The organism is Streptomyces cacaoi, assembly GCF_006539165.1.
Lineage (GTDB): Bacteria > Actinomycetota > Actinomycetes > Streptomycetales > Streptomycetaceae > Streptomyces > Streptomyces cacaoi.
This window is the reverse complement of record NZ_BJMM01000009.1, coordinates 21,820-34,106: the sequence shown is the minus strand read 5'-3', so window position 1 is coordinate 34,106 and position 12,287 is coordinate 21,820. Positions and strand designations below refer to the sequence as shown.

Annotated in this window: 11 protein-coding genes and 1 riboswitch; of the genes, 4 read left to right on the top strand and 7 right to left on the bottom strand. The window is 74.2% G+C overall.

All coding sequences use genetic code 11. The features are described from left to right. Nucleotides 1–41: 41 nt before the first annotated feature. Both SCA03_RS11265 and SCA03_RS11260 read right to left on the bottom strand, forming a co-directional pair. Entirely contained in the window at nt 42–695 is a 654-nt protein-coding gene (locus SCA03_RS11265) for a TetR/AcrR family transcriptional regulator (RefSeq protein ID WP_371863919.1), read from the bottom strand. A 5-nt stretch (nt 696–700) separates the two neighbouring features. Further along, nucleotides 701–1,921: a cytochrome P450 gene (locus tag SCA03_RS11260; RefSeq protein WP_086814809.1), complete on the bottom strand. Its 1,221-nt coding sequence runs from the start codon at nt 1,919–1,921 to the stop codon at nt 701–703. Between the two features lie 384 nt (nt 1,922–2,305). On the opposite strand from SCA03_RS11260, the gene SCA03_RS11255 reads away from it, so the two are divergent. The 4 genes from SCA03_RS11255 (at nt 2,306) to metE (ending at nt 7,131) form a co-directional block, all read left to right on the top strand. Then, complete coding sequence (locus SCA03_RS11255) at nt 2,306–3,607, top strand: MFS transporter (protein ID WP_086814808.1); 1,302 nt, start codon at nt 2,306–2,308, stop codon at nt 3,605–3,607. A gap of 10 nt (nt 3,608–3,617) precedes the next feature. Beyond that, nucleotides 3,618–3,866, top strand: coding sequence for a hypothetical protein (locus tag SCA03_RS11250; RefSeq protein WP_141275346.1), 249 nt, complete (start codon nt 3,618–3,620; stop codon nt 3,864–3,866). A 9-nt stretch (nt 3,867–3,875) separates the two neighbouring features. Next, a complete protein-coding gene (locus tag SCA03_RS11245; protein ID WP_086814807.1) occupies nt 3,876–4,349 on the top strand; it encodes an NUDIX hydrolase in 474 nt (157 codons plus the stop codon). A gap of 56 nt (nt 4,350–4,405) precedes the next feature. Beyond that, nucleotides 4,406–4,644, top strand: a riboswitch (cobalamin riboswitch). A 162-nt stretch (nt 4,645–4,806) separates the two neighbouring features. Continuing rightward, the gene (gene metE / locus SCA03_RS11240) at nt 4,807–7,131 is read left to right on the top strand and encodes a 5-methyltetrahydropteroyltriglutamate--homocysteine S-methyltransferase (RefSeq protein ID WP_086814806.1); all 2,325 of its coding nucleotides are present in this window, start codon (nt 4,807–4,809) and stop codon (nt 7,129–7,131) included. Nucleotides 7,132–7,245: 114 nt separating this feature from the next. On the opposite strand, the gene SCA03_RS11235 is transcribed toward metE, so the two are convergent. From SCA03_RS11235 to SCA03_RS11215, 5 genes are read right to left on the bottom strand one after another with little or no spacing between them, the layout of a single operon-like run. Further along, entirely contained in the window at nt 7,246–8,406 is a 1,161-nt protein-coding gene (locus SCA03_RS11235; protein WP_030881077.1) for an acyl-CoA dehydrogenase family protein, read from the bottom strand. A 1-nt stretch (nt 8,407) separates the two neighbouring features. Further along, nucleotides 8,408–9,241, bottom strand: a complete 834-nt coding sequence (locus tag SCA03_RS11230) for an enoyl-CoA hydratase/isomerase family protein (RefSeq protein WP_030887973.1) — start codon at nt 9,239–9,241, stop codon at nt 8,408–8,410. Continuing rightward, the gene (locus tag SCA03_RS11225) at nt 9,238–10,185 is read right to left on the bottom strand and encodes an acyl-CoA dehydrogenase family protein (protein ID WP_086814812.1); all 948 of its coding nucleotides are present in this window, start codon (nt 10,183–10,185) and stop codon (nt 9,238–9,240) included. The genes SCA03_RS11230 and SCA03_RS11225 overlap by 4 nt, the downstream gene beginning before the upstream one ends. Beyond that, nucleotides 10,182–11,129: an acyl-CoA dehydrogenase family protein gene (locus SCA03_RS11220; protein ID WP_030881071.1), complete on the bottom strand. Its 948-nt coding sequence runs from the start codon at nt 11,127–11,129 to the stop codon at nt 10,182–10,184. The genes SCA03_RS11225 and SCA03_RS11220 overlap by 4 nt, the downstream gene beginning before the upstream one ends. 2 nt (nt 11,130–11,131) lie before the next feature. Beyond that, nucleotides 11,132–12,274 (bottom strand): acyl-CoA dehydrogenase family protein, encoded by a 1,143-nt coding sequence (locus SCA03_RS11215; RefSeq protein WP_030881069.1) that lies wholly within the window; start codon nt 12,272–12,274, stop codon nt 11,132–11,134. Between the last annotated feature and the right edge of the window lie 13 nt (nt 12,275–12,287).

Sequence of the window (12,287 nt, the reverse complement as noted above, 5' to 3'; positions counted from 1 at the left end):
GCCGGCCGGCGAGGGCCGGTGCGGCCGTCCGCGCCGAACCCTCAGCACTCCTCGCGGGGCGCGGTCACCGGAGCGGTCAGCAGGCCGGTGACGGCGTCGGTCAGGGCGTCGGCGGTGTGGTGCCAGGAGCGGTACCGGGGGCCGGTGCCCTCGGCCAGGGCCCGTTCCCGCTCCGCACACGTGTGGTTGATCAAGTGGCGGGCCATGGCACCGCGTTCGGCGCGCACCTCGTCCGGCACCCCGGGCAGGCAGCGTCCGAGGCCGTCGAGGATCTGCCGCAGCGGCGGGCGGGCGCACGCCTCTTCGGAGACCAGCTCGCGCATCGTCGGATCGGTCATGACCTGGACCGTCATCCGGGCGTTCCAGGACGGGGTGCCGAGCGAGGCCAGATGTTCGGTGACGGGCCGGACCAGGGCGCCGACCCAGTCCCGGACGTCGCCGCTGCCGTCGACGGCCGCCACGTGCCGCCGCCGGATCACATCCGTCTGCTCCCCGCGCCGGGTCATGATGGCGCGCACCAGCGCCGTCTTGCTGCCGAAGTGGTAGCCGACGACCGTGTTGTTCCGCTGCCCCGCCGCCTCGGCGATCTGCCGGTTGGAGACGGCGGACAGGCCGTGTTCGGCGAAGAGCCGTTCCGCCGCGGCCATCAGCGCGTCCCGGGTCCCGGCCGTCCGCTCGTCGCGGACGGTCTGCACGGCGCTCACCAGGTCACCGGGAGTTCGCGCAGCGGCGCGGTCAACAGACCCTCGTGCGCCCGCAGTTCGGCGGCGTCCACGGCGAGGTCGAGGGTGGGCAGCCGGCGCAGCAGTACGGCGAGTGCGCCCTGCATCTCGGTGCGGGCCAGTGGCTGCCCGAGGCAGGAGTGCGGGCCGACCCCGAAGGCGAGGTGCGGATTGGGCCTGCGTCCCAGGTCCATGGCGTGCGCGTCGTCCCAGGCGTGTTCGTCGCGGTTGGCGGACGCCATGCTGCACACGACGGTGGTGCCGGCGGGCACCGTGCCGCCGGGGAGTTCGGTGTCCTCCTCGGCGTAGCGGAGCATGCCGAAGTTGGCGCCGTTGGGGTCGTAGCGCAGGCTCTCCTCGACGGTCGTGCGTATCAGTCCGGGGTCGGCCAGTACGCGCTCCCAGCGCCGCCGGTCGGCGAGCAGGTGCGCGACCATCAGCGCGATGAAGCCGGCCGTCGTCTCGTGGCCGGCGAGCAGCAGCGCCTGCCCGGTGGCCACCAGCGCGTCGTGCTCCATGGGTTCACCCGCGCCGTCCGCGCCGGTCATCAGCAGGGTGAGCAGGTCGTCCCCGGGTTCGGCGCGCTTGCCCTCGACGAGGTGGGTCATGTAGGCGGCGAACTCCCGCTGGGCGTCCCGTGTCTCCTCGGCGGTGTGGCGCGTGGTGGTGAGGAAGATGTCGGACCAGGACTTGAACCGGTCCCGGTCGCTCTCCGGCACGCCCAGCATCCGGCAGATGACGTAGACCGGCAGCGGGAACGCCAGCCCGGTGACGAGGTCGGCGGGGCGGCCCCGGGCCACCATGGCGTCGACGAGCTGCTCGGCCATGGCCTCGACATCGGGCCGGAGCGCCGTCATCCGTTTCGCTGTGAACCACTTGCCGACCATGCGCCGCCACCGGGTGTGCCCCTGCGCGTTGAGCGTCCTGGCCATCGGGCTGTCGAAGACGCTCTCCGCGTCCGCCGCCGAGACGCTCGCCGCGTCGGGCCGGGCCAGTCCCTCGCGGCTGAAGCGCGGATCGGACAGGGCGGTGCGCACGTCGTCGTACCGGGTCAGCAGCCGCGCCGTGTCCCCGCTCGGCAGCCGCACCTGCGCCACCGGGCAGGTCTCCCGCAGCTCGGCCCACCGCCGGGCCGGCTCCAGGGCCGAGGGCGCCGTGAGCGGATAGGACAGCGGCTCCACTTCCCGCGCTTCTGCCACCGGGATCCTCCTTCGCACTGACGGTCGAGCGATTGTCGCGGGACGAGTGAACACCGCCCGCCGAAGTTAAGTCAATTGCCTGACTTACAGCCGCCGCCCATCTGCGCCTGCCGCCACGGCCGTTGCCGCCACCGCCGCGGCGGGCCGCGCGGCTCTCCCCGCCGCCGGAGGGCTCGACGGACCCGGAGGGCTCGACGAACGGGGCACCGGAGCGCGGGCAGCCCGGGGAGCGACGACGCCCCCTCCCTCTTTCTCCCGGGCCCCGCTAGGGTGGGCGGCATGTTCCTCCTCGGTGCATAGGAGCCGGCGCCGACCGCGCCCGACCGCGGTCCCCGCTCCCCTGCTCCGTCAACGCCCGCCTCGCATACGGGCTTTCGAGGGACCATGCTCGCTTCTTCGTCTTCGCCGACGTCGTCGTACGCCGCCGTGCTGCGCACTCCGCACGCCTGTCGCACCTTCGGCGCCGCGCTGTCGGGCCGGCTGTCCTACGGCATGCTGTCGCTGTCCGGGGTGCTGGCCGTCGGACACGCCACCGGCTCCTACGCGACGGCCGGCACCGTGATGGGCGCCTTCTGGCTGACCGGCGTCGCGCTCTCACCGGCCCGTGCGGCGCTGCTCGACAGGTACGGGATACGGCGCGCGCTGCCCTGGCTGGCCGGCGCCTACGCCGTGCTGCTGACCGGGCTGGCCCTCACGTGCGCCCGCAGCGGCGCCCCGGGGGTCCTGCTGCTCGTGGTGGCCATGGCCGCCGGCGCCCTGACACCACCACTCGGCCCGGTGATGCGGACGCTGTGGAGCGAGCTGCTCCCCGACCGCCGGCTGCTCCGGCGCGCCTACAGCCTGGACGCCGTCGCCGAGGAACTCCTGCTGGTTTCCGGCCCGTTGCTGGTCGGCGCGCTGCTAAGGGTGACCGTGCCGGCGGTCGGACTGGTGACGAGCGCCACGCTCGCGCTGGCCGGCTCGCTCGCGCTGGTCTCCTCCCCGCCGGTGCGCCACCGGGGCCGTCCGATGGGGCCCGAGGTCCCGCCAGGGCCTCCGGCCCCGGCGAACAGCACGCTGCCGGGCACGGCGTCCTCCGCGCGGTGGCGTCCACGGCTGCGCGGCTGCCCCGGAACGGGCGCGGCGATCATCGTCGCGGCCGGTCTGGGCATGTGCCTGGGCTCCGTGGAACTCCTCGTGATCGCCTTCGCGGACGACCGGCACCGGCCGGAGACCGTGGCCTGGGTCCTGGCCGCGCTCTCCGCCGGAAGCGTCGTCGGCGGTCTCGCCCACGGTGCCGTCCCGTGGCGTGCCGCGACCGGGCCGCGGCTGTCTCTCCTCGCTGCGGCACTCGGCGTGACCCTGGCGACCGCGGGTCTCGCGCCGCACCTGGGTGCGCTCGCCGTCTGGACGGCCGCCGGGGGCCTGTTCGTCGCCCCGGCGCTGTCGACCGCCTACCTGCTCGCCGACGAGTCCGCGACCGCCGCCGCCCGCACCCGGGCCGGGGCCTGGGTCAACTCCGCGTTCAACGCGGGCTCGGCCGTGGCCACCGCCGCGACCGGGTGGCTGCTGGGTCGACTGCCCCTTCCCTGGTGCTTCCCGCTTGCTGCCGCCCCGGCGGTGCTGGCCGCCGTGGTGATCCTGTCCCGGTCCCGGTCCCGGTCCCGGTCCCGGCGTCCGGCCGCACCGGCCGCCCCCGCCCGCTAGGTTGGCAGGCATGGGAACTGATATGCGGAACGGGCATTGTGCGGTGTGTGAAGGCGACGAGGTCCATCAGGCCGAGGTGAGCGGGCAGATGGGGTTGCGGGGGCCGGGGGCGCTGCTGGTCAAGCACACGGTGTTCTCCGTGCTGGTCTGTGCCGGGTGCGGCTTCATGCAGTGGTACGTCCCGGTGGACGGCGACCGGCGGGACTGGCTGCGCAAGAAGGCCCACCGGGTGCAGCCGCAGCCGCAATCTCCGCGGTGAGGGCGGGAGATGAGTTTCCGGCTGGCGGCGTACGCCGTGTGCGTGGAGGACGGGCGGGTGCTGCTCGGGCGTCATGTCTCAGCGCGGCACGGGAGCAACTGGACGCTGCCGGGCGGCCGGGTCGAGCACGCGGAGGACCCGTTCGACACGGTGGTCCGGGAGGTCGCCGAGGAGACCGGCTGCGAGGCGGTGGTCGAGCGGCTGCTGGGCGCGGACTCCCGGGTGGTGCCGGCGGCCGAGCGCCCCGCGCCCGGTCTGCCGGAGCACCAGAACGTCGGCATCTTCTACGAGGTGCGGATCACCGGCGGTGAGCTCCGGCCCGAACCCGGCGGCGGGATCGTCGAGTCGGTGTGGACGCCGCCGGCCGAGGTGGCGCGGCTGCGCCGGTCGTCGCTGGTCGACGTCGGTCTCGCGCTGGCGCGGACGCGTCCGGCGACCGGCCGTGTCCCGCCCGTCCCGGTGGGCGGCCTGATCCGGCACTGAGGCCGGGGCCGGCCGGTCCCGGGACGGCGCACTGTTCAGGTGGGGTGGTCGGTGTCTAGGCTGGCGGTGCAACTGGTTCGCCCCGTCCGCCAGGCGGGACGCGTCGTAAGAGGGAACCCGGTGCGAATCCGGGACTGCCCCGCAGCGGTGAGCGGGAACGACCGCCGTCATCACGCACTGGGCCCGAGAGCGGGCCCGGGAAGCGACGGCCAGTAGGAGCCCGCCGGAGACCGGCATCCGGTGACCGGCAGGTGTGCCCGCGAGTCCGAAGACCTGCCCGTTGCCCGCGCACGCCCACGCGTGTGCGGCACATCCCGGTGACCTCGAGGGCGGGTCGGCGACACAGCACAGGCGGACGGGCGCACACCACGCGTCACCGGTCCGCCGGCGTTCTCGTTTCCTTCGCGTTCTCCTCCCGTCCCGGGATCCGACGAGACATCTCGCGAAGGAGATCTCCGTGACAGCGAAGTCCGCAGCCGCGGCAGCACGGGCGACCGTGTACGGCTATCCCCGGCAGGGACCGGACCGGGAACTGAAGAAGGCCGTCGAGGGCTACTGGAAGGGCCGCGTCAGCGCCGAGGCGCTCCGGCGGACCGCGGCCGGTCTGCGCGAGGCCAACTGGCGGCGGCTGGCCGACGCCGGCCTCCACGAGGTGCCGACCGGCGACTTCTCGTACTACGACCACGTGCTGGACACCAGCGTCATGGTCGGTGCGGTACCGGAACGCCACCGCGCGGCCGTCGAGGCCGACGCCCTCGACGGCTACTTCGCCATGGCCCGCGGCACCCGGGACGTGGCGCCGCTGGAGATGACCAAGTGGTTCGACACCAACTACCACTATCTCGTGCCCGAGTTGGGGCCGGAGACGGTCTTCTCCGCCGACTCCGCCAAGCAGCGCGCCGAGTTGACGGAAGCGCTGGCGCTCGGCCTGACGGCCCGGCCGGTCCTCGTCGGCCCGGTGACCTATCTGCTGCTGGCCAAGCCCGCGCCGGGCGTCGCGGACGGCTTCCGGCCGCTCAGCCTGCTGGAGAGGCTCCTCCCCGTCTACGCCGAGGTCCTCGCGGATCTGCGGGCCGCGGGCGCCGAGTGGGTGCAGCTGGACGAGCCCGCGCTCGTCCAGGACCGCACCCCGCGGGAGCTGGAGGCGGCGGCCCGCGCCTACGCCGAGCTGGGCGGGCTCACCGACCGGCCGAAGCTGCTGGTCGCCTCCTACTTCGACCGTCTCGGGGACGCCCTCCCGGTGCTGGCCAAGGCACCGGTGGACGGTCTGGCCGTCGACTTCACCGAGGCCGCGGCCGCCAATCTGGACGCGCTGGCCGCCGCGGGCGGGCTGCCGGGCAAGCGCCTGGTCGCGGGCGTCGTCAACGGCCGCAACATCTGGATCAACGACCTGGAGAAGTCGCTGTCCCGGCTCGGCACGCTCCTCGGCCTCGCCGACCGGGTCGATGTCGCCGCCTCCTGCTCGCTGCTGCACGTCCCGCTCGACGCACGGGCCGAACGCGACATCGATCCCGAGGTGCTGCGCTGGCTGGCCTTCGCACGGCAGAAGACCGACGAGGTCGTCACCCTCGCCAAGGGCCTGGCCCGGGGCACCGGCGCCATCGCGGGTGAACTGTCGGCCAACCGCGCCGATCTGGCGTCCCGCGCGTCCTCCTCGCTCACCCACGACCCGGCGGTGCGCTCCCGTGCCGCGGCGGTGACCGCGGCCGACACCCGCCGCGCCCAGCCGTACGCCGAGCGCGCCGCGGCGCAGCAGGAACACCTCGGGCTGCCGCTGCTGCCGACCACCACCATCGGCTCCTTCCCGCAGACGGCGGAGCTGCGCGGGGCCCGCGCCGCGCTGCGTGCCGGGCGGATCGACACGGCCGGGTACGAGGAGCGCATCCGCACGGAGATCCGGGACGTGCTGGCGTTCCAGGAGCAGGCGGGCATCGACGTCCTCGTGCACGGCGAGCCCGAACGCAACGACATGGTGCAGTACTTCGCCGAGCAGCTCACCGGCTACCTGGCCACGCAGCACGGCTGGGTCCAGTCGTACGGCACCCGCTGTGTGCGTCCGCCGATCCTCGCCGGCGACATCTCCCGCGCCGAGCCGATGACGGTCCGCTGGACGACGTACGCCCAGTCGCTGACCGAACGCCCCGTCAAGGGCATGCTCACCGGCCCGGTCACCATGCTCGCCTGGTCCTTCGTCCGCGACGACCAGCCGCTCGGCGACACCGCACGCCAGGTCGCGCTGGCGCTGCGGGACGAGGTGCGCGACCTGGAGGCGGCCGGCACCTCGGTGATCCAGGTGGACGAGCCGGCGCTGCGCGAGACGCTGCCGCTGCGCGCCGAGGGCCGCGACGCCTATCTGGCCTGGGCCACCGAGGCGTTCCGGCTGTCCACCGGAGGGGTGCGGGCGGCCACCCAGATCCATACGCACATGTGCTACGCGGAGTTCGGCGACATCGTCCAGGCCATCGACGACCTCGACGCCGACGTCATCAGCCTGGAGGCCGCCCGCTCCCATATGCAGGTGGCGCACGAACTGGCCGCGCACGGCTATCCGCGCGGGGCCGGGCCCGGCGTCTACGACATCCACTCGCCCCGGGTGCCCGGCGTCGAGGAGGCGACGGCCCTGCTGCGCAAGGGACTTGAGGCCATCCCCGCCGAGCGGCTGTGGGTGAATCCGGACTGCGGTCTGAAGACCCGCGGCTGGCCGGAGACCAGGGCTTCGCTGGAGAACCTGGTCGCGGCCGCGCGCACGGTCCGCCGGGAGCTGCCGGGCGATTCGGCCTGACCCGGTGACCGGTGGCCCGGGGGCGGCGGGCAGGTGGCCCTTCCGCCGCCCCCGGGCCACACCCCGCGCGGGCGCACCCGCGCGGGCGCACCGCCACGCCCGGGCGGCCGTCCGTCAGCCTCTGCTGTCCAGGCCGAACGCCTGCCGTGCGACGAGGCCGCGCATCACCTCCGAGGTGCCGCCGCCGATGGTCTCCAGGATCGCCTGCCGCCACATGAACTCGACGTCGCTGTCCTTGATCAGCGCCTCGCTGTTCCCGAACTCCATGGCGGCGCGGGCGATGTCCTGGGTGAGCAGCGTCCCGGCCAGCTTGTGGTGGGCCGCCGGGACCGCCGACGGCCGGCCGCTGATGATCTCACCGAGCAGCGCCAGGGCCAGCGCCTCGACCTCCGCGACCCGCACGGCGAGCCCGGACAGCCGCCGGCGGACGACCGGATCACCGTCCAGACCGGTCCTCCCGGTCCAGGCGACGAGGTCCCGCAGATCGCGCCGCAGCCGCTTCGGCGGGAACTGGACGTGCCGCTCGACGGCGAGCGCCGAGGCCACCACCCGCCAGCCGTCGTTCTCCGCACCGACGCGGTCGGCGGCCGGCACCCGTACGCCCTCGAAGCGGACCTCGTTGAGGCGTCCGCCGTCGTGCGTCGGGATCGGGGAGACGGTGACGCCGGGCCGGTCCAGCGGGACGATCAGCACGCTGAGCCCGCGCGATCTGCTGTCCGCGGCCCCGGTGCGGCACAGCAGCCAGATGTGGTCGGCCCAATGCGCGTTCGACGTCCAGCACTTGGCGCCGTCGACCTCGTACCAGCCGGGGCCGTCGGGGCCGTCGGCCAGCGGTGTCGCCCTGGTGCGGACGGCCGCGAGGTCCGATCCGGCGTCCGGCTCCGAGTAGCCGAGGCAGAAGTTTGTCCGCCCCAGCCGCAGGTCCGGCAGGAAGCGGGCGCACTGCTCCGGCGTCCCGTGGGCCATGAGCGCCTTGGCGACCAGGCCCGGGCCCATCGGCGGCCGGGCGACCCGCGCGTAGGCCATCTCGTCCCACAGGATGAACTCGTAGGCGGGTGACCGGCCCATGCCGCCGAACTCCCGCGGCCAGGACAGCGACAGCCAGCCCCGCTCCCCCAGCGCCCGGTACAGCTTCCGCACGCCCTCCGCGCTGCTCTCCCGGCGGTGGAAGTAGCCGTCCAGGCCCTGGTAGCCGGTCAGGAAGGAGAGCACCTCGCCGCGGAACGCCTCCTCCTCGGCGGTGAATCCGACGTCCGTGCCGACCGTGTCCGCCATGTCAGCCTTCCTCGCCCGCCGGGGTCGTCCACCGCGGTGGGCGGCCCTCGCTGAAGGCGCGCGGGCCTTCCTTCGCGTCGGGGTGCGCCCAGTGCATCCGCAGCAGCGCCCAGCCGTACTCGCACGCCTGCGCGTAGCTCATCTCCAGGGATCCCCAGACGGCCTGCTGGGAGAGCGAGACGGCGGCCGGCGAGTTGGCGGCGATGCACCGGGCCATCTCCTCGGCGGTGTCCATGAGGTCCTCGGGGGCGGTCAGTTCGTCCACGAGACCCAGTTGGTGGGCGCGGTCGGCGGGCATCCGGTAGCCCTTGCCCATCAGCGTCATCCGCAGCGCCGACCCCAGCGGCAGCCGTTTGGCGAGGCCGATGTTCTCCATCGCGCCGACCAGGCCGACGTTGACGTGGGTGTCCATGAAGGCCGCCCGCTCGGAGGCGACGACGATGTCCGCGTCGACGACGAAGTGCAGCCCGGCGCCCGCCGCCAGCCCGTTGACCGCGCAGATGACCGGCTTCCACACCCGGTTCTGCCGCGGCGACCAGAAGACCTCGTCGGTCAGCGGGCCCGTGCCGGTGCTCATTCCGCCCCGGTCGGCGACGGCGTGCACATCGGCGCCCGTGCACAGGTGCCGGTCGCCGGCGCCGGTGACGACGGCCGCACGGATCGCGGGGTCGTCCCGCACCTCGCTCCACACCGCCCTCATCTGCGGCATCATCGCGCCGGTCAGGGAGTTGCCCCTGTGCGGCCGGTTGAGCGTGATGCAGGCGATGTGGTCGCGCTTCTCGAAGAGCACCTCCGGCTCGTCGGTCCGCCCGCTCGTGCGCTGCTCGTGTGTCATGTCCGGCCGCTCCCCGCATACATCGTCAGTACCTGTTCGCCTGTTCCGTGCGCGTGCGCCGGCACCACGGACAGGTGCCGGATCCGCTGTGCGATGTGGCCGACCGGCCCTTCGACGGAGTAGCCCATCGCGCCGAGCGTCTGGTGTGCGACGAACGCCGCTTCCGTGGCGGCCCGCCCGGCCGACAGCCGCGCCGCCGCCGCGAGCCCGGACGCCTGGCAGTGCGCGCCGTCGAGCGCACGCGCCGCGAGGAGGACCAGCTTGTGCGCGGCCTCCAGCCCGAGACCGGCGTTCACGAGCGGATGAGCGACGGCCTGGAAGGAGCCGATGGGCCGGCCGAACTGCTCCCGCGTGCGGGCGTGTTCGGCCGCGGTGTCCAGTACCCGCCGCCCGGCGCCCCACAGATATCCGGCGAGCGCCACATGGGACAGATCGGTGGCTTCCCGGACGCGGTCCAGCGGGACGACGCGTTCCAGCGCCACCCGGCCCCAGGGCTCGTTGCCCAGGGTCTCCTCGGGTGTCACCTCGCCGGCCGGCCGGGCCAGCCACGCCTGTACGCCGTCGGTCTCGACGAAGACTCCGGCGAGCGGCGCCCAGGGCATCAGCGGCGGGGACCCGAACGACACCAGACGGCTGCCGGACGCGACGGCCGAGGCGACCGCGTCCGGCAGCGTCCGCGCCGCGAAGACCGTCCCCTCCCACGGCCCCGGCGCGCAGGCCCGGCCCAGCTCCATGGCGACGGCGCAGACCTCGCCGGCGCCGCCGCCCTCCGAGGGCGACGTCAGGCCCAGGACGCCGAGTTCGGCCAGTCCCCGCCAGAAGGGCAGCGGGAACGCGTCCGAGCCCGCCCGCTGCACCTCCTCGGTGCAGTGGTCGGCGCAGTAGCGCCCCACGGAGTCGGCCAGCGCTTCCTGCTCCGGGGTGAGAACCAGCGGATCGCTCATGCCGCCGCCGCTCCCCACCGCGCGGCCGAGGCGGCACGCCGATGTGCGCGCATCCCGCCCAGTTCGGCCCGGAGCGCCTGGAGGCGCAGCGTCCACAGGTGCAGATCGTGTTCCCGGGTCAGCCCGACGGCGCCCATGATCTGGTGGGTCTCGCGGGTCAGCCGGCGCAGCGCCGCCGTCGTGTGCGCCGCGGCGACGGCCGACGCCTCGGCGGGCGCGCCCAGGAAGGCCGCCTCGTAGACGAGCCAGCGGGCCCCTTCGAGGAGCACGCTCAGCTCCGCCAGCCGGTGTTGCAGCGCCTGGAACGAGCCGAGGGCGCGGCCGAAGACGGTGCGGTCCTTGGCGTACCGCACGGTGAGGTCGAACGCCTGCCGCATCATGCCGAGGGCCTCGGCACTGGCCCCGACGCGCCACCAGCCGCGTACGGTCGCGGCCGTGCCGGGCGGGAGTTCCGCGCCCTGCCCGGAGGCGACCGGGGCCACCCGGGCCAGCGGGAAGCCGTACGCCGAGGGCACGGGCTCGGCCTGCCCCGGGTCGAGCGGGGCGGCCACGCACCGGTCGGCCCCGGCGAGCAGGATCAGCCCGGCCTCGGCGCCGTACCGCACGGGCCCCGGCTCCTCCCCCGCGGGCGGGGCCGCGAGGGCGACGGGGCCGGTGTGCGCGGGCAGTCCGAGTGCGGGCAGCACGAGGAGGTGCGGTACCGGCGTGACGGCGCCGAGCGCCGCGCTGATCCGCTCGACGGCCAGGGTGGCCTCCAGCGGCCCGGCGCCGTCGTCGCCGAACAGGTCGAGGAACCCGGCCGTGCGCAGCTCGGACTCCAGTGCGTGGTCGTAGGCGCCGCGTGCGGCCGGCTCCCGGCTGCGCCCGGTGCCGGCGTACCGGCCGAGCAGGGTGTCCAGCGCGTCCAGCAGCGCGCGCTGGGTGTCGGATCGTTCGAAATCCACGGCTATTCCTTCGGCAGCTTCAGGATCAGGCGGGTGATCAGGTTGAGCTGGACCTCGTAGCTCCCCGCGGCGATGCCGGCGCCGAGCGAGTTGCGGAACTGCGCGTCGCCCCGCGAGCCCTCGGCCAGGGCCTCGCTCCCCATGACGTCGAGCGCGAGATCGCCGACGGCCCGCTCGGCCTGCACCATGGCGGCGCGGGCCTGATTGGCCCTGGGCGAGGGCTCCTTGTCCTTGGCCCGCTCGTCGATGACGCGGTAGACGAGGAGGCGCGCGGCCTCGCAGAGCGCCCGGGCCTCACCGAACTGCTCCTGGACTCCGGGGTCGTGGAGCAGGCCGCGGGTGCGGCTCCAGTCGGCGAGCCCGTCGAGCACGAGGGCGGCGCGCGCGTACCGGGGGGCGCCGACCCGCTCGTAGGCGAGGGTCCGGCGCACGATGTCCCAGCCCTTGTTCTCCTCCCCGAGCAGACGGCTGCGGGGCACCCACACGTCCTTCAGGAACACCTCGTTGAAGGAGTGGTCGCCGACGAAGCCGTCGATCGGGCGGACCTCGACGCCGGGTGTGTCCAGCGGCAGCAGGAAGACGGAGATCCCTCTCCGGCCGTCCGCGACCGTGCCGGTGCGGGCGAGGAGGAAGCAGTGGTCGGCGCCGTCGGCGTACGACGTCCAGATCTTCTGCCCGTTGAGGAGATAGCCGTCGCCGTCCCGTACGGCGCGGGTGCGCAGCGCTGCGAGGTCGGTTCCGGCCTCCGGTTCGGAGAAGCCCTGGCACCAGAAGACCTCGCCCCGGGCGATCGGCGGCAGCAGTGTCCTCTTCTGTTCCTCCGTGCCGTACTTGATGAGGGACGGGCCGACCCAGTTGACGTTCATGTACTGCGGTCCGCGCGGCTCGCCCCGCTTCCACATCTCCTCGCCGAGCACGAAGTGCTGCCACGCTCCCTGGCCGCCACCGCCGTAGCGCTCGGGCCAGTGCGGGGTGAGCCATCCGCGGCCGGCGAGCGTCCGCACGAACTTCCGGGAGAAGTCGGTGTGGACCGCGCTGCCGAGGCCGAACTCGGACCGCTCCCATCCGTCGGCCAGTTCGCGGTCCAGGAAGTCGACGAGGTCACGTCGGAACGCCGCGTCCGCTTCGTCGAAGGCGAACTCCATCCACCCTCCCCGT

Bases quoted from the DNA above. Each gene is read 5' to 3' on its own strand.
- SCA03_RS11250 (WP_141275346.1), top strand. From the start codon at position 3,618: ATGGGAACTGATATGCGGAACGGGCATTGTGCGGTGTGTGAAGGCGAC.
- SCA03_RS11225 (WP_086814812.1), bottom strand. From the start codon at position 10,185: ATGAGCGATCCGCTGGTTCTCACCCCGGAGCAGGAAGCGCTGGCCGAC.
- SCA03_RS11245 (WP_086814807.1), top strand. From the start codon at position 3,876: ATGAGTTTCCGGCTGGCGGCGTACGCCGTGTGCGTGGAGGACGGGCGG.
- SCA03_RS11235 (WP_030881077.1), bottom strand. From the start codon at position 8,406: ATGGCGGACACGGTCGGCACGGACGTCGGATTCACCGCCGAGGAGGAG.
- SCA03_RS11255 (WP_086814808.1), top strand. From the start codon at position 2,306: ATGCTCGCTTCTTCGTCTTCGCCGACGTCGTCGTACGCCGCCGTGCTG.
- SCA03_RS11230 (WP_030887973.1), bottom strand. From the start codon at position 9,241: ATGACACACGAGCAGCGCACGAGCGGGCGGACCGACGAGCCGGAGGTG.
- SCA03_RS11215 (WP_030881069.1), bottom strand. From the start codon at position 12,274: ATGGAGTTCGCCTTCGACGAAGCGGACGCGGCGTTCCGACGTGACCTC.